Raw genomic sequence first — 17,419 nt, 5'->3', positions numbered from 1 at the left:
TGCCGATTACATTCGATAACGTATATATACTAGCGTTAGTGGCTGGAAATTTGCTTCAACCTTGTCACTAACCATCACAAATAGCAAAACGCAGCAAAATTTACCGTTTATGAAAAAAGTACATCTAGTTTGTTGGTTATTGTTCTTGTGCGCAACCGGGACCGTTACTGGCCAGGCTGGTTTTGATCGGAGTTATCGGTTATTACGTAGTGGATCGTTCGTGCAGGATAAAAATTTCTACCTGCTTACGGTGCTCGAGCAGTGGCCAGCAGCCGGTGAGGCCATTAGCCGTAACGCTACGTTACAGCAGGTTTTGCAAGCTAAAAAACAACGGCTTCAGCAGGCGGCCACTACGTGCCAGCAAAACACTACCTGTCACACCGATGCACTTAGGTTGTCGGCCGAAGAATCGGCGCTTATCAACCGTGCGCTAACGGATCTATACAATCGGGAGGAAGTCATTCGGCAAGTGGTCTCCAAACACCTACGCCCCTCGGGGGCGTACCAGCGGTACGTTGATTCGACGGATGCAGGACTGCTACGAAACGCCTGGCAGGATGCCGCCCGGGGCCTAAATCGCATTATTGATGTGTATGCGCTCGGCCAGAAGCCCCGCTATGCTGACATTGATTCAGTGAGTTACGACGTCAAGCACGGGACGTACCCGCGCCTGATTGATATCACCGTAAATACATTAAACGGAGAAGTTAAGCAATACACCCAGTTCTTTCAACCAACGCTGCATTTTGCCCTGACGCTGCTTGACCTTAACGATCGCGACGAAGCCGGTCGGTTCGAACCGCTACACGAGAAAGCTAATCAGGCTCTCGTTCAGCACCTGCCTCAAATAAACTGGGCTGACTATCCCTATTCGGTTATTTTGGTACAGGGCGCAGGACCCGATCTACCCGGATCTTCACTGGATGCCTGGGCTAAACTCCGGATGCGTTTAGCCGTGGAGCGATATCGGCGAGGACTTGCTCCGATCCTGGTCGTCTCGGGGGGGAATGTACACCCCTTTCAAACGCCCTTCAATGAATCGATGGAGATGAAAAAAGCCTTAATGAGCCGGTATGGCATTCCCGAACACGCCATTTTGGTGGAATCACACTCGCGCCATTCGACGACGAACCTGCGCAACACGGCCCGCTTGCTCTTTCAGTATGGCATTCCGACCGATAAACCGATGGTGGTTACGGCCGATATGTACCAGAGCAAATACATGCAGGGCGATGTGTTCACGAAGCGATGTCAGCAGGAGTTGGGGTATCTGCCGCACCAGATTGTCAAGCGGCTCAGTCCATTTGACTTAGTCTTATTACCTCAACCAGCGTCGCTTTATGCCGATCCCCTTGATCCCCTTGACCCTTAGCCATGAACTTTCAATAAGTAAATATGTCAATCGCTAGAGCCATGTTGTACAAGCAAATAAGACTGTGCACTAGGTCACCTAGTTCATTGAGTAAGAATCAATGAACTACAATTTCCTCACTTAAAAAGCCACTTTGATTTAACTTTCGTAGCTATGAAAACTTTTTTATTTACTTTACTTCTTATGATTCCCCTCGATATGTGGGCTCAGGGTACTACTTATTATGGAAATAATGCTGGTATAAATGGGGTGAAAAATAGCAATTTTGGTAATTATGCTGGTGAAAAGATTACCACGGGTAGTTATAATAATAACTTCGGTAATGCTTCTGGAAATAACATTACTACGGGCACTTCTAACAACAACTTTGGCAGTGTTGCGGGGTATTACCTTACAACAGGTAACTATAATAATAACTTCGGAGATCAGGCAGGACGTGGGATAACCACGGGTATCTCTAATAACAATTTTGGTCATAATAGCGGCTTAGCTATTACAACAGGTAATTATAATAATAATTATGGTGAAGAGGCTGGAGGTAACATTACCACAGGTGTATCTAATAATAACTTTGGCTATCAAGCGGGGTATAGTATAACTACTGGTTATTTTAACAACAATTTTGGAGAGGGTGCTGGCCGAAACGTCACAACTGGACTATATAATAATAACTTCGGCCACGCTGCGGGCTATTACCTTACAACAGGTAACCTTAACAACAATTTTGGGGAACAGGCTGGAGGTAACATTACGACGGGTGGTAATAATAACAACTTCGGCCACGCTGCGGGGTATCACCTTACAACAGGTAACTTTAACAACAATTTTGGGGAACAGGCTGGGAATAATCTTACTACGGGGTTCTCTAATAATAATTTTGGGCGTAGTGCCGGCTATAATGTTACCACGGGTGGTTACAATAGTAATTTTGGGGAAACGGCTGGAAGTAGTATTACCACGGGTGGTGACAATAGTAATTTCGGGGCATTGGCTGGGACTAGCATTTCAACGGGCAGTGGCAATAGTAATTTTGGGTATAAGTCTGGAGGTAATATAACTACTGGTAGCTTTAATACGGTAATAGGTGATCGTGCAGGCGCAGATGATGTGACAGGAGGCCTAACAGATGGTTCTTACAATACTGTGATTGGTGCCAATGCTCTTCAAGCCTCAACGAACGCAAAAAATTACAACGTAGTAATCGGCTATAGTGCTGGAGTTAGGTATGCCTTACCAAATCGTCCCATATTCTTGCTCAATAATCAAGCCCAAATGAGCAATCCGCTCCTGTATGGTTATTTTGCCGGTAATTCAGCCAATGATGATCCGGGCTCAGCAATATCTAGTCCGGCCCAGTTGGGGATTAACACAACCAAACTTAGCCCCAATGCTGCGCTCACCGTCAATGGCCTGACCTATATTGGTAACCTGGGTACTACCAATCCGGTATCCATGAAAAGCAGCCTACTGGGTAAGTACAATTTGTGGGTAGAGAAGGGGATTGTTAGTGAGGACTTTGCCATCACCGCATCCACCAACTGGCCCGACTATGTTTTTGAACTGGATTACAAACTGGCTCCTCTTGCCGAAGTAGAAACGTACATCCAACAAAATGGTCACCTGCCTGCCATTCCTTCTGCCAATGAAGTGGCCAAAGAAGGGTATTCCATGCAGCAGTTAAATAAGCAGTTCATGGTAAAAATTGAGGAACTAACACTATACGCCATTGAACAGGGCAAGGAGATAACGCAACTCAAAGCACAACTTAGTCAGTATCAAAGGCTGGCCCAGCAAGTATCGGCCTTGGAAAAGGCTTTAAAGGAGGCAAAAAACTAAAGGAAATTTATCCCATAGCCCTCTAAAAATAAACTATTATGCATTCTTTCCTATCAAAACGGATTGGGCTGCTCGGCTGGTTTTTTATTGTCCTTGTTTCAGGTAGCGTACTGGGACAAACAATCGGTGGCCCGGGTAATCCTAGCAATCCTCCTTCTGGGTATGACGCTCATTCGCCTAATCCTAAATTAGATGACGGCATCGGCGTAGGAGACATGCTAACCCTTAATTACGCTGCTCTATTTAAGCCGGACGCCGATCTAACCGGAGGTATAAAGGCCACTATAGGCAGCGGAGGCAGTATTATTATATCGGTGTATACATATGATGCAACAAAATCAGACGGCAAGGGAGCGCTTATCTACCAGGCAAGCTCATCTATCACCAGTACGAATAGCTTTGTCGAGCAGACGATTAACCGAACTATAAATTTGCGGCCTGGAACTGCTGAAGAATGGAACGTCACGGTAAAAAGCAACAACGTCAAAAGTCTCGCGCAAACGGCAGCCATCTATTTACCGGCCACTTGTAATAGCTTTCCCAAGTACACCTGGTTGCAAAGTTTGTCGAATCCGGCAGTTTCGTTGCCCAATCCTTCCGACTGTAATCAGTACGTGACTCCGGTCCAGCCCGTCATTATAGAATCCAGTGTACGCAATGCACAGCTTATCAGCTTTAAAGTGCCAGGCCTTGGGGAGTTGATGGGCACCAACCCCTTGCTCCAAACGCAAAATCTTGCTAAACTAAAATACATCTTCAGTCACCCCAGAGAGTATGACTACACGTTTGTGGCGGCTCACCGGGGCTACTGGGCTGAACATAACGTACCAGAGAACACGATTGAAGCATTCAAACAGTCCATCGCGCTAGGAGCAGACTTAATCGAGACGGATATCCGGATGACCAAAGACAGCATCCTGGCCGCTATGCACGACGACTGTATTGAACGGTTAACGACGGGCCCTAAGGGGAAATTTATGAAAGACATTACCTGGGCGGAACTTAAGAGTGCCTTTGTAAAGGATCGATTCGGCGCCGTAACTACGTTTAAGGTGAATTCCTTAGAAGAAATACTGGATGCCTTTGGCCAAACGCAGCTCATCTCTCTGGACATAAAGGACGGAGGTAGTTTATCGGATGCCGCCTTTGTGAAATGTTTGCAAATGGCTAAACAGAAAGGCGTACTGAGAAACCTGATTTTGAAGGGGTTTAAGACCAAAAATACATTGATGAATCTCATTTCCCAGGCGGGTGTTACCCTCAAGGATTTTTACTATACACCCGTTCTGTACGCAGATGACGCTTCTTGGCCACCTACGCCTGATGATACGGATGTTTCAGGAGGAACGTCGGGTGGTGATTCATCGGGTTCGTTTGGTGATGGTTCATCCGGCGGTACATCGAGCGGTGGTTCGTCGGCTGGTACGCCTAAAGGGCCTACCAGCAAGATTGCTACCTGGAAAGCTGACTACTATCCCTTGATAAAATCGGGTGATATCAAGGCCGTTGAAACCCATTTCAAAGTAAATTCCGATCCGTTGCTTAGCTCGGGAGTTGTCGCCTGGTTACAGAACAACGGAGCCCGGGTTGGCGCTTATTCGTTTGTAGCGGATACCTGCCAGGGAGTAATTGTGATGGAAAACGGAAACTGCACGCCTGGCGTACGAGACTATACGTTTGATATTAATTACAACGGCACAACCAATCCTGGACCTTTGGTCGATGGCCGGGGGAATTTAGACTGGCTGATGCGCGTTGGGGGTCCCGATTATATCATTTATGACCGCCCAGACGTATTACTGCGCTATTTAGAAGCGATGGGCCGACGTTCGACTGATCCGAAAGTAATTACGCGGGTCGCGCTGCCGGATACCTATCAATCGACTGATCAATTAAGCGCTACTCAGAAAGCGGATAACCCCGGCATTACCGAGCAGCGACTACTCCAAAACTTTGACGGTATTGCGCTTAAGGTCAGCGATGTACAAAAAGTTAGCTTTTTCACACCCGATACCCGCAACGTTCCCGTAAATCGGGACATCATTAACCGCGGTCGACTCCTGAACTATACCAAAGTGGATGAGTCGGCCACGGGAGCGATCAAGAACCCCGAGCCCTACAACAATTATCTTCCGCCTGCGCCCCCCGCCCCATGTGCGTCCTGCGCCCAAATCTATGGCGGAATGACGGCGACGGACAATAAAGGAAAACCGTACTCAGCCCGGATGAAGTTTCCTTTCTATAATCTGGCGGAGTGGTCGGTTAAATACCCGGGTTATGACATTTATTTAGACGCTAATTTTTGGGATACCCGTGGCTGGACGGGGGAAGCGACCGCCGGGCCACCCACGCCCTTTTTGGAACAACGCTCCGAGTTTATGTTGCCCTGCACCGACACGTACGGACTATGGGTCAGTAACGGCGTGAAATTATCCGACACCGTTGAAGTGACCGATCCAACATCGCGCATGGGTGCTGGTGCTTTCGATACGTTCATTATCTACAACGACAATACCGTTGAGGTGGTGCCTATTGCTAAGATCAGACAGGGCTATTTAAACCTGACTACCCTGAAGCGAGCCAGTGACGGGAAAGCCATTACGAACGCCGTAGCTGGGTATGATATTATTGAGAGTGGAACTGCCTTGAAGACGGCTGGCGCGGGCGATAAATTCAACAACGACCAACTGGAAAAGTCGCGGATGATCATCGGGGTCAAAGGTAATGAACTCTACCTGGTGACGGTTCAATACCCCGAACTCCGGGTCGGGGAAGCCGCCCAGTTAATGAAAGAATACTTTGGCTGTACCGATGCTTTATTCATGGATTCGGGTCGGTCGGCTGCCATGATCACCTCGACAGGAACATTTCCGAACCTGACGACCGCGGTATCCCCGGGCATCAAAGCCGGGTCAACGCCACGCGGTTTGGATGACAGCCACCTAAACCGACTGTACCCTAGTAACAATGGGGTTAATGTATATCGCAATCTTGCATCCTTCTTGGCGATTAAAAAGAAATAATATGAAAACTATTTCATGTATTGCTGTTGCCGTCTTGCTGCTCGTGTGTACGGTTTCGGTAGAGGCTCAATCAAAGCTAAAACTTGCACTGCATTATCCCCTGAGTGGCACTGGTAATCAGTTGTTTAATGAAGTAATCAGTAATTATAACGCCGTCAGCGCGAGCGGTGTTACGTCCACCGACGGGATTTATCGTCAACCAAATACCGCTGCGGCTTTTAGCCAGGGTATTTCGCAATTACTTTTTAGGGATGATCTTAAGACGTACCTTAACCCCAATGGTGCTGGTTATAGCATTACCTGTTGGGTTTATACCCAACCCTATACCGAGGGCTTACAAGGACGTACGCCCCAATCTACAGATGATAGAAAGCAAATCTTTTTTGCGGCCAATAGTGATAAGACTAACTTGTTTGGGTTAAAAGTAATAAAAGACAATTTGATGGTTGACCGCTATACTGATCAGGTTTATCCGGTCAAGAACTGGGAGTTTTGGTTATGGAGACCAAATCTTTTTTCGGCCCAGGGAGGCTGGCATATGTTGTTGATCTCAGTGCAAAACAGTTTTATGAAATATAAAGTCTACAAGCCTGGTGATACGGGCAATACGGGAAGCTGTTGCAACTGCGAATTAAGTTACGTATCAGGACAGGATTTAAGCTCAGCCGTTTACTTCGGGCTAGGAAACAATATATTGACTACAACAGCTGTTCAAAAAATTGATGAGTTTAAAGTGTACAGCGGATCGATGAATTTCAGTCAAATGGATTCGCTGTATACCAAAGAAAAGCCTCCTGTAGCAGGTCGATTAGCGGCTACTGACTTAAGTGCAACGCAGGATTCGTCTGAGGTTATTATGACGGTATACCCTAACCCCGTCAGCGATAACTTATTCATTGCCGTTAGAGGAGCAAGTCCATCGGAAGGCGTATTTACCCTTTATAATACGCAAGGGCAGGTAGCCTACCGACGTACTGTTCGGTTGCAAATTGAGAAGCAGGTTTACGAATTTACCGACCTAAGAAGTAAAGGACTAAAAAGTGGACTATATACACTGATCCTTAGCACAGATAAAACTAAAAAGACAGCTAAAGTGCTCATTCAATGACCGTCCATTCCTGTCGTCAGTAACTAGTAGACAGGTGTATTGGCTTATCGATTCAGTATTCAGACGAATGGTCAACTAGTTACAGGTCCACTTATGGCAAAGTGATAAGGTGCAGATCAGACCATTCGATGAATGCATATCGATGATCGTTTAGCCTTAAGAAAAAACCATAAGCTTAGTGAAAGACCTACTGTTTAAGTGAGCAGTAGGCCGTTTCACCTCACTCAATACTGAAACCTAATGTTCCGATTATTAACTCTACTTAGCGCTATAGTGATTAACCACTCTGCGCTAACGCAGAACCGCCCCGTTGCCACGATTATCCGTGAACTACATGACCCTGCTAGTAAGCAGGTGCTCGTAGTGGCCCACCGCGGTGATTGGCGCAATGCTCCCGAAAACTCAATACGCAGCATTGAAAGTGCTATAGCGATGGGTGTCGACGTCGTGGAAATCGACCTCAAGAAGACAAAGGATGGGGTGTTGATTCTGATGCACGACGAAACCATTGATCGCACCACCTCTGGTCATGGTAAACCTGAGGACTATACGTGGTCAGAATTGCTGACGCTTACCCTGAAAAATGGGCACGGGGGTCCTACTCGGCAGCGTATTCCTACTTTCGAAGAGTGTATGCAACTAGCAAAAGGGCGGGTCATGGTCAACATTGACAAAGGTTATGAGTATTACCAGGAGGCCTATACCATACTCACAAAAACGGGTACGGTTGAGCAGGCCATTATCAAATCGGATAAGACTTACGAGCAAGTAAAGACCGAGAAGGGGAATCTCTTAGGAGGCAGACTGACCTACATGCCCATCATTAATCTAGGCAAGCCCAGCGCCGACGCCATTATCCAAGCGTATGCGGAAACGTTAAAGCCTGTTGCCTACGAACTGAATTTTAGCCAGGACAGCCTGCTGATTAAATCTCGTTACCAAATAATACCCCAAACGGGCTCAAAGATTTGGTTCAATAGTTTATGGGCCAGCCTTGACGGGGGGCACGATGATGAACGCAGTTTGGAAGAGGGTCAGCCCGAAGCTGGCTGGAACTGGCTAATTGAACACGGAGCCACTCTCATTCAGACCGACCATCCCCAAGAGCTAATTGACTATTTGCGAAAGAAGGGATTACATCCGTAGGCTGACATACTGACAATCAAGCAATCGAATGCATACAACCCAGGCTACTTCGTAAAATCAGAATTGTATATCAATTTTGTAGGGTCATACATTCATGCGTTTTGTTTCGCTTAAATGGGGTATCACCTTGTTGTACGAACTTATTATATTGTTGATTACTCAGCTACGGCGGCCCGGCGGCATCTTAGTTTAAGGGGATCTACGATTCACTGGAAGTATCACTTACCGCATCTTTTCATTCAGTATAAGCGAAATAAATGCTGTAAAGGTACAGCATGAATTGGTCAGACACAAGTGGCTCACCGCAGGGATCGGAAATTTGCCTGTCTAGCATTAGTTGGCATACCGCTTGCAGGTTCAACTCTTTATTTGATTAGACCCTAAATATTTATACCCATTAACTTTATTTCTTGGGATCAATAAAATTGCGACTCTCCTATGATTTGACGGCTACTTATGCCTACACTTCGTTCCGTTCTAGAAAAAACCCACCAGCACGAATTTGATAATCCACCTACGTTGACCTCTCCACAGCGGCAATTTTGTTTCCAAATTGATGAAGCGCTCAAACCAATCCTGCGCGGCCTAGACTTGCCCATCAATCAAGTAGGTTTTTTGCTGCAACTAGGCTATTTTAAAGTGACAACCCGTTTTTTTCCTTTAGCCACGTTTCGTAAAAAAGACTGGGCGTTTGTTGTCCGCAGGCTTCACTTGGCTCAGGAACCCATTCGCTTTCAGGCTTACGCTGATTCAACGATGCGGTACCACCGCCAGTTGATCCTGGAGTATATGCAGGTGGAAGCGTTTCGGGGAAAAGTGCATCGGCAGTGTCAAGAAGAATCGGATCAGTTAGTGGCTAAAGGATTACGCTTACCAGCCGTTTTTGGAAGCCTATGCGATTATCTTCGGCTAAACCGTTGTGAAATTCCCACTTATTCTAAGTTAGCCTCTATAATAAACCGATCCCTGAACCGCTTTAACACGACCATTGAGCGTACATTATACACTCACTTGCAGGCTGATCAAAAAACGCTTTTAGCTAACTTATTACTACAGTTACCCGGAGAAGATGGGGTAATACCACCCAATTCACCGCTGCTCTTAACCCAGCTTCGTGATACGGATGAGTTGATGAGTGTCCGGGCCATTCGTCACAATATAGCTCAGCTGCGTCACTTGAAAGAGGTCTATTACCAATGTCTGCCCCTAATCCAAGCCTTGGCCTTACCCGATGCACTCCTAGAAAGCTACGCCTTACAGGTGATGCGAAGCCGGGGCTGGCAAGTCAAACAGTGGAAAAGCCGAGAACTTTATTTGTTGTGTTTTGTGCAATACCAATATTATTATGTCAGTGACGTATTGACCAAAACGTTTATCACGGCCGTTCAGGAACACACCCATCAATGCGAACGCAAACAGGAACGTCACCGGCTGGGCAGCTATCAACAAAACCTGGAGCAATTACGAATCATTCTACTCTGTTATATTCAGCAGGCCAAGCTGATTCAAAACCGCCCTACGCCTGCATTCAATTTTCTGACCTGGTTTTTGGATGCTATCGATGACCGGGATCAGCCGGCCACGCAGTTGTTTTTGCAGCAACTGCCTCAGGTCGAAGAACTCTTTGAGCAGTTGAATGCCCAGGTGAAGGATGTCGATTTCCTGGATCGGGTGGAAGCCGAATCGCTCAAACTGCAAACCCGGGTGGGCGATATCATGCGGTATCTTGAACTTCGCGTCGAACCGCATGCCACCCCCCTTCGAGAAGCTCTCCTTTATTATCAAGCCCATCAGGGGCAACTGAATGATGAAGCCCCGATTGATTTTCTGCCTAGTAAGGTGCGCTCGGTCATAAAGAACCAGACTGGAAAACTGCGGGTGAGCCTCTACAAGGCCTTATTAGCCCAACAAGTATTGCGTGGGCTAAAAAATGGACTGGTTTATGTCCCTACCTCACATCAACACAAATCTGTTGATCCTTACATGATCGATGAACCAAAATGGCAAAGTCAGAAGGTAGATTTGCTACGACAGGCTGGTATGACTCATCTAGCAGACTGGTCAGCCGTTCGCGATCGGTTGGCGGCTAGCCTAAACGCTCAGCTAAAGCAAACGACGGATCGCATCCATTCGGGACAGAATCAATTTTTCGAGAAACGTCCTAATCACGCCTGGCGGTTAATCACCCCAACCTTAGCCGAATTAGAAGCAGCCGATATTGATATCTTTCCGCAGGATCGCATCATTTCCCTATTTGAGGTTTTAGAAACGGTGAATCGAAGTTGTGGATTTGTGGACTGTTTTCAAGCGACACGACAAGGGCACGGTCCTCAACGCCCTTCATCGATCCTGTTCCTGGCCGGAATCATGAGTTTGGGCTGCAACTTGACAACTGGTCGATTTGCCAAGGCGGCTAAGAATATCTCCGGCTCCTCGCTGGAAACGACCGTGCGTAATTACTTTAATTCAGCCAATCTGGAACGGGCTAATGACCGGGTGAGTGGTTTAATTGAACAGATCAGCCGGTCGGGCTTACTTCCCCTGTTAGAGACAGTCCAACGCTCAGCTAGCGATGGACAAAAATACAAAGTGGCCTTTAATTCGATTCACAGCACGAATTCGGGCAAATATTTTGGTAAAGAAAAAGGCATCACTATCTATAGCTTTCTTAATAACGTTCACAATTTGTTCTATTCGACCATCTTCTCGGCCTCGGATCGGGAAGCTTGGTACGTCATTGATGGCCTGCTGCATAATGATGTCATCCGTTCAGATGTTCATTCCACCGATTCGCATGGTGCTACCGAACTGATCTTTGCCGTTTCGTATTTGCTGGGCATTGATTTTCAACCCAGAATGAGCCATCTGTCCCAGAAAACGTTGTACGGCTTGGAAGGCATGGATATGAAAGCACTAAGTCAGTTAGTCGGTCACCTGGGCCCGACCGTCGATGAACGACTAATTGGCTTTCAATGGGATCGTATACTGAAGCTGCTGGTTAGCCTTCATTTAAAGCAGACCTTAGCTTCTCTAGTGATGAAGCGCCTGAATTCGTATGCGGTACACAACCCGTTATACCGGGCCCTGGGAGAATTAGGCAAACTGGTACGTACAGACTTCATCCTGCGGTATATGGATGAAGAAGGGTTACGTCATCGGATTCATCAGCAGCAGGAGAAGATGGAAAGTGCTCAGGTTTTAAGTCGGGCTGTAGCGTATGGCAATAACGGGGTTTTACAATATGCTAATCAGGAGGAGCTACAGACCATGGAAGGCTGCAAACGCCTGATTACCAATGTTATTATTTGTTGGAATTATTTATACATGAGTCGGCTCCTCTTACAATCGACCGAAAGTGAACGTGCGTTACTACTGAGTGTCTTACCCAGGACGTCCCCTGTGGCCTGGCAGCACATTAATTTTCACGGGGAATTTAATTTTGACGAAGATGCTGTGCGTGATCCTCTGGAAGATTCGTTGGAAGCTATTTTATCCTATGAATCCAAACTATCATAAACGCTATCAGAACAGTGTGAAGGAAGGTGTTATAGCAGCCCTTTAGATGAAAATTAGCCATTTCAAATCGCTAATTGTTTACAAAGTTAAATACGTTGCGTAAACCTCTATCTAGCTCATATACTGCTTTTAATCAGTCATTTATCCATACTAGGTTGGGATCTTACCCGAAACTTGTTGCTAACCCCGGTATAGGAACGCCCTTTCGTCTCAGGAAGGAGGGTTTGATGAGATTAGGCAAATCGGTGCTAGTTTATATCAATAAGACTTAAACTAGTGATACAAATTGCATCTAGTGCCGTTTACTATGAATATAGAGTAAGGGACGTTGACCACAGAGGGCCAAAAAGTTATTACTAAACGTGGCCATACTTTCGTACCCCACAGCCGTGGCCAGCTGCGCCACGTTGTCATAACCCATCTCGATCAGTTCCAGAGCACGCATGATGCGGGCGATCTTACAATAAGTCGAAAACGAGCTACCCAACTCGTGCATGAAAAGCCGACTCAAGCTACGCGCTGATAAACCAAATTCACGGGATAACCACAGGAAGTTGATGGGCTGGGCCAAATTTTCCTGGATGTACGAAGTAATGGCTAGCAGTTTAGGGTGCCTCGTCGATGGCAAACAAACCGGTATCGACTTTTCCACTTCGCCCGGCAAGACATCCTCAAGAGCCTGCAAAAACCGGGTTGCCTGTGCTTCATGAATGGGTTCTTGACCCCACCGTTCAGTATAGCGAATCATTTCTCGCAATAAAGTTGAAACCGGAAATACGGCTATCGTTCGGCATAAACATGGCTTACCCGCATCGACCGGAAAGCAAATAGCGCGCATGTGCAGTTGGGAGTTGGTGGACCAGCTTGCATGATACGTATTGGGCGGTATCCACACCCCATACCAGCCGGGAATCAGCACCTGTTTTTCCTGACTACTTACGTGGAGGCAGCCTTTTTCAGCATACATCAGTTGTCCCCATTCGTGTTGATGCCAATCGGAGTGAAAACAGCCCAATTGTTGATGAAAACTAATAAATGGGTTGGTAGCCTGCTCAATAATCGAAGAACAGCTAATGGGTTGGCTATACATGGCCGATGCGAACAAAAAGTAGTCTTCTTTGCGTAATTTCTCAAAGATAAGAACCACTAGCTTTGTGCTTTATCTAATCCCGTTTATTTACTACAAATGGTCTCACATCCTAATACCGAGTTGGTCCACCGTTTTTTTCAAGCCTATGCCACCAATGACCTATCCACCATTGAAACGATTCTCTCCCCGACGATTCAGTGGCATATTCCAGGTCAGCACCCCTTGAGTGGGGTAAAAAAGGGGATCGATGAGGTATTGACCTATTTGACGCAACTGGGTAAGGCTGCTTTTGGGGCTAGCCCAATTGTCATGGGCGCTAATGAGCATTACGTGATCGACTGTCACCAAAACTGGAGTTCACTGGAAGGCATTGAGAACTTGAATGCGATGTCGTGTTTACTGTGGAAGATTGAAGCAGGAAAGATTAGTGAAGTCTATAATTTCCCGGAAGATCAACACCAGGTAGATGCTTTCTTCTCAAAACTGTATGCCTAATGACCATGACCCAGGATATAAACAAGTCGATCCCAGAAGCATACGAACGCATTGACGAAGCGACAAAAGTGTTGGGCTTCACCATGGCGTCCGACAGTCAAACTTGCTCGCTGCTTAAAACATTAGCCGCGTCAAAACCAGCCAGTAGATTTCTCGAACTGGGTACGGGCACAGGCTTATCAACTGCTTGGATATTAGCGGGTATGGACGCTTATTCATCCCTCATATCGGTTGACAACGAAGCTGACTTTCTTGAGGTTGCCGAAAGGTTTTTAGGCCAGGATGATCGGTTATCACTGATCCATTCCGATGGAGGTGAGTGGGTTGAAAACAATAAATCACAGAAATTCGATTATATATTCGCCGATACATGGCCCGGTAAATACCTCCTTCTCGACGAAGTCCTCACCATGCTTAATCCGGGAGGGTTTTACATCATTGACGACATGATGCCACAACCAAACTGGCCTGCGGGGCATGAGGATAAAGCACTCAATCTACTGAAGGATCTGGAAAACAGAACCGATCTGATTATAACCAGGCAAGTGTGGGCGACAGGCATTGTTATTGGCGTCAAATCGTAGACAATCCCATTGGTTATACTACCTGTTTTCTACTACTGCTGATACGGAAAGCGATGATTGACGATCTGCCTAAATAGGCTGAGCACTACGAAGGAGCAGTTTAAACAGAGAAAGAAGTTTCTAAGGTACCTATTGACAATATGTGCAGATGTCGGTTAACTTTTTGACAGCTCTTGATCTAAGAAGCCTTATTTGAGATACAGCGAATGGCAGGTAGGAAATGACGAAAAAAGTGGTTCCTACCGCTTACGCAACATCAAGGGCTTTTTAATCAATTTATACCGGCCATCCTTGGTAGGGACCTTGTATAAAATAGAGATTTGCTACTATGTATTGCATAGTACATTGCAGTGCAATAACCGTTTTACAATCATAAATTTTCCTATGAGATCTGCTAGTAGATTGCTCTTCGTTACGCTCCTCTTAAGTAACCACGCTCTTTTTGCTCAAAACTCTTTAACGGATAATCCACTTAAAACCCACTTGGACTCCGTGGTTCATCAAGCGGCTAGTAAATATCTTCAACAGCCGAACACCGTAGGCATTTCGATTGGTATCTACCACCAAGGGCAAAACTATACGTACAATTATGGTGAACTAAGGAAAGGAACCCAAAAATTACCTACGGCCAAGACGTTCTACAACATGGGTTCGGTCGCTAAAACATTCGTGGGGGTACTACTCGCCCAAGCGGTCATTGATAAAAAGGCTCATCTGAATGATGACATCCGGCAGTATCTACCAGGCCCGTATCCCAACCTTAGTTTTCAGGGTCATCCGGTCCAATTAGTGCATCTGGCTAATCATACCTCGGCCTTGCCCAAGTCAGCCAAATCGTATCCCCCTTCGACTCGAGACAGCATATCCCATTTGGATAAGATCAGTCAATTCAATTTCTACGGTCGCTACTCGCAAGATAGCTTATTAAGGGATATGCATGCCTGGCGAGTTGATACCCTGCCTGGTGCCGCCTATGTGTATAATTCAAATGCCATGATGGTACTCTCTTTACTATTAGGTCGGATCTATCACCAACCCTATGAACAGGTGTTTACGCGGTATTTGCAAACGCAGTTGAAGATGTACGATACGAGGGTGCAACTGTCAGAAACTGATTTGCAACGGGTAGCCCAAGGTTATAGCAGCAGCGGGCAAGCCCAGCCCTATGGCAACTTAAAAGGATTTTACGGGGGGCCTAGTATGAATTCGACGGTGCAGGATATGCTTCGCTATATTCAAGCCAACTTGGCAGAGAAAGATGCTGCTTTAAAATTATCGCATCAACTGACCTGGGGTAAACTCGATGAGGTGGCGATGGGGCTAAGCTGGCGATTAGAGCAAAGCACAACCGTTGGTCGTCGGATCATGCATAGTGGGAGTACAGGCCTCGGCTTCAATACGCTTTGTACGCTTTATCCAGATCGACAAACAGGCTTCATTCTTTTTGTGAATGAAACGACGAGCCAATCTAATGTGGATGAGATGGAGCAGGCCATCTTGAAAGCTTTCAAGTAAGTGTCTATTTTCTACACTCACTCGGCAAGCCTTCACCGCACTACTATATGATCTGTGGCTGTTGCAAAAGTAGATCAGTAGTAAATAAAATTGATCAGCTACGGGTAGGGAGATTACCAACCCGCTTTGTTCAACTCTAGTTAGCCAATATAATCATCGGCGTTTGGGATTAATTGGCTGTGCAACATTTACCTCCTATGGGCATCTTTAGTACTACTGCCCAGCTTATTATGAGAAATACCATCTATTTAGTCCTGCTCCTGCTAATCGCTCAGACAATACGAGCACAAGCCCCGCCAGAAGCCTTAGAAATACCCTCGAAAATCTTTAACGGCGTCCGAAAAGTAAAGGTGTATCTGCCAGATGGGTACGACCAATATCCGAATCGAAGGTACCCGGTAATCTACCTATTTGATGCCCAGTCAAAGCCGTTTCTAACCTATGTAAAAGCAACCCTGGATTATCTTAGTAACAACGCCAATACTTTTATAAGCCCGGTTATTTTGGTGGGCGTTGAAACGATGCGTAGTCGGCAATTTGAGTTTCTGCCCAAGAACCGAACCGATCAACCGTTGAAGGACTATTGGCCAAAAGTTAAATTAGGCGGGGCCGACTCCTTAGCCACCAGCCTCCAGGAAGAGATCATGACGGCCATTGGCAGTAAGTACCGCTGTACCAATTTCAATATGGGGATCGGGCATTCGCTGGGCGGTAGTTTTGTAACTTACTGCCTTGTCAAGCACCCGCAACTCTTTCAGGCTGTTTTAGCCCTCAGCCCCAACTATTACTATGATCAGGAGCAGTTACTAACCACTTTTGATAGTCTGGCTACGGGATCAGCATTGAACAAAAAGTTCCTCTACATCGCCTTTGGTAAAGGCGACAAGCTGGAAGATCGATTTCGACCCAGTACCCTGAAAATGGCGGATATACTCAAAAAGAAGCATCCAGTAGGCTTAAGCTGGTATGTGCACAGTCTGGACACGGATAGTCACGCCCTAACCCCAATCGATGGGATTTATCGGGGATTAGTCGAATTTAATAAAAGTCTAACGGCTTCGGATGAGCAGATTGCGGCCTTTTCCAGCGATACAAAGTATGGGGTTTTGGCTAAGTTGAAAGGGTATTACCAAGCCCAATCCGATAAAATGGGCAGGCTCTTGCCAACGGTTGAGGATAGTAACCACCTGGCTTACAATTTTTTCTATTCGGATAAGAAACAGGAGGCAATCAGTCTGTTAGAATGGGCCCTCAAGCTCTATCCTGATGACACGAATCTATATGATAGTATTGGGGAGATTCACCAGGATATGGGCCATACCCAGGAAGCTCTTTTCTACTACACTCAAGGAAGAGAACACGTTGAACAGGAGAAGCCATTGTTGAAACCCAAAGCCTATGCGGATAAAGCAAATGGGTTCAGCGGGCGAATTGCCAAACTAAAGGCTACCCATTAGCTAACTTGAAATAGCTCCTCTTTAGGTTGTTATGTAGACCCGTTAGTCAGTCATCGAAAACGTATCGCTAGTTTAGCCAAGTCCACTAACGGGTAAGACCGATTGTCAACAGCCACTCCTGATATACAACCCGCAATGAGCCTTAGTAGAAAAACACAAAACCGTACTCTTGACTAAAAATGAGGCCTGGGGCCTAATACCGGTCATTACTTAGTTAAACTCAACGATTCACGATGAACAATCAATTAGTTCGAACTCACTTAGTTCGCTTTTCAAT

The 17,419-nt window shown here is 46.3% G+C and carries 11 protein-coding genes; 10 read left to right on the top strand and 1 reads right to left on the bottom strand.

Translation table 11 applies throughout. From position 1 onward, the window contains the following. Positions 1 to 109: 109 nt before the first annotated feature. From ACFS25_RS28960 to ACFS25_RS28935, 6 genes are all read left to right on the top strand, one after another. A complete protein-coding gene (locus ACFS25_RS28960; RefSeq protein WP_381508278.1) occupies positions 110 to 1,372 on the top strand; it encodes a YdcF family protein in 1,263 nt (420 codons plus the stop codon). 153 nt (positions 1,373 to 1,525) lie between these two features. Further along, positions 1,526 to 3,208 (top strand): autotransporter outer membrane beta-barrel domain-containing protein, encoded by a 1,683-nt coding sequence (locus ACFS25_RS28955; RefSeq protein ID WP_381508276.1) that lies wholly within the window; start codon positions 1,526 to 1,528, stop codon positions 3,206 to 3,208. Positions 3,209 to 3,246: 38 nt separating this feature from the next. Then, complete coding sequence (locus tag ACFS25_RS28950; RefSeq protein ID WP_381508275.1) at positions 3,247 to 6,231, top strand: glycerophosphodiester phosphodiesterase family protein; 2,985 nt, start codon at positions 3,247 to 3,249, stop codon at positions 6,229 to 6,231. A gap of 1 nt (position 6,232) precedes the next feature. Then, positions 6,233 to 7,339, top strand: a complete 1,107-nt coding sequence (locus tag ACFS25_RS28945) for a T9SS type A sorting domain-containing protein (protein ID WP_381508273.1) — start codon at positions 6,233 to 6,235, stop codon at positions 7,337 to 7,339. Positions 7,340 to 7,579: 240 nt separating this feature from the next. Next, positions 7,580 to 8,485, top strand: a complete 906-nt coding sequence (locus ACFS25_RS28940) for a glycerophosphodiester phosphodiesterase family protein (RefSeq protein WP_381508271.1) — start codon at positions 7,580 to 7,582, stop codon at positions 8,483 to 8,485. Between the two features lie 456 nt (positions 8,486 to 8,941). Then, positions 8,942 to 12,001 carry a Tn3 family transposase gene (locus tag ACFS25_RS28935; protein ID WP_381508270.1) on the top strand — a complete coding sequence of 1,020 codons (3,060 nt, stop codon included), beginning with the start codon at positions 8,942 to 8,944 and terminating at the stop codon, positions 11,999 to 12,001. 292 nt (positions 12,002 to 12,293) lie between these two features. On the opposite strand, the gene ACFS25_RS28930 is transcribed toward ACFS25_RS28935, so the two are convergent. Then, positions 12,294 to 13,148, bottom strand: coding sequence for a helix-turn-helix domain-containing protein (locus tag ACFS25_RS28930; protein WP_381508268.1), 855 nt, complete (start codon positions 13,146 to 13,148; stop codon positions 12,294 to 12,296). A gap of 39 nt (positions 13,149 to 13,187) precedes the next feature. Between ACFS25_RS28930 and ACFS25_RS28925 the strand changes: the two genes are divergently transcribed. The 4 genes from ACFS25_RS28925 (at position 13,188) to ACFS25_RS28910 (ending at position 17,142) form a co-directional block, all read left to right on the top strand. Then, on the top strand, positions 13,188 to 13,586 hold the full coding sequence (locus tag ACFS25_RS28925; RefSeq protein WP_381508266.1) for a nuclear transport factor 2 family protein: 399 nt from the start codon (positions 13,188 to 13,190) through the stop codon (positions 13,584 to 13,586). 5 nt (positions 13,587 to 13,591) lie between these two features. After that, on the top strand, positions 13,592 to 14,170 hold the full coding sequence (locus tag ACFS25_RS28920; protein ID WP_381508264.1) for an O-methyltransferase: 579 nt from the start codon (positions 13,592 to 13,594) through the stop codon (positions 14,168 to 14,170). A 384-nt stretch (positions 14,171 to 14,554) separates the two neighbouring features. Next, positions 14,555 to 15,685: a serine hydrolase domain-containing protein gene (locus ACFS25_RS28915; protein WP_381508262.1), complete on the top strand. Its 1,131-nt coding sequence runs from the start codon at positions 14,555 to 14,557 to the stop codon at positions 15,683 to 15,685. A 230-nt stretch (positions 15,686 to 15,915) separates the two neighbouring features. Continuing rightward, positions 15,916 to 17,142, top strand: coding sequence for an alpha/beta hydrolase-fold protein (locus ACFS25_RS28910; protein ID WP_381508260.1), 1,227 nt, complete (start codon positions 15,916 to 15,918; stop codon positions 17,140 to 17,142). Positions 17,143 to 17,419: the final 277 nt, after the last annotated feature.

Origin of the sequence: Spirosoma flavum, assembly GCF_042686045.1 — a bacterium.
In the GTDB taxonomy this organism is placed as follows: Bacteria; Bacteroidota; Bacteroidia; order Cytophagales; family Spirosomataceae; genus Spirosoma; species Spirosoma flavum.
Note: the sequence above shows the minus strand (reverse complement) of the source record. Positions and strands in the feature narration are given on the sequence as shown.

Coding starts and splice junctions, on each gene's coding strand:
- ACFS25_RS28960 (WP_381508278.1), top strand. CDS start 110: ATGAAAAAAGTACATCTAGTTTGTTGGTTATTGTTCTTGTGCGCAACC.
- ACFS25_RS28955 (WP_381508276.1), top strand. CDS start 1,526: ATGAAAACTTTTTTATTTACTTTACTTCTTATGATTCCCCTCGATATG.
- ACFS25_RS28950 (WP_381508275.1), top strand. CDS start 3,247: ATGCATTCTTTCCTATCAAAACGGATTGGGCTGCTCGGCTGGTTTTTT.
- ACFS25_RS28945 (WP_381508273.1), top strand. CDS start 6,233: ATGAAAACTATTTCATGTATTGCTGTTGCCGTCTTGCTGCTCGTGTGT.
- ACFS25_RS28940 (WP_381508271.1), top strand. CDS start 7,580: ATGTTCCGATTATTAACTCTACTTAGCGCTATAGTGATTAACCACTCT.
- ACFS25_RS28935 (WP_381508270.1), top strand. CDS start 8,942: ATGCCTACACTTCGTTCCGTTCTAGAAAAAACCCACCAGCACGAATTT.
- ACFS25_RS28925 (WP_381508266.1), top strand. CDS start 13,188: ATGGTCTCACATCCTAATACCGAGTTGGTCCACCGTTTTTTTCAAGCC.
- ACFS25_RS28920 (WP_381508264.1), top strand. CDS start 13,592: ATGACCCAGGATATAAACAAGTCGATCCCAGAAGCATACGAACGCATT.
- ACFS25_RS28915 (WP_381508262.1), top strand. CDS start 14,555: ATGAGATCTGCTAGTAGATTGCTCTTCGTTACGCTCCTCTTAAGTAAC.
- ACFS25_RS28910 (WP_381508260.1), top strand. CDS start 15,916: ATGAGAAATACCATCTATTTAGTCCTGCTCCTGCTAATCGCTCAGACA.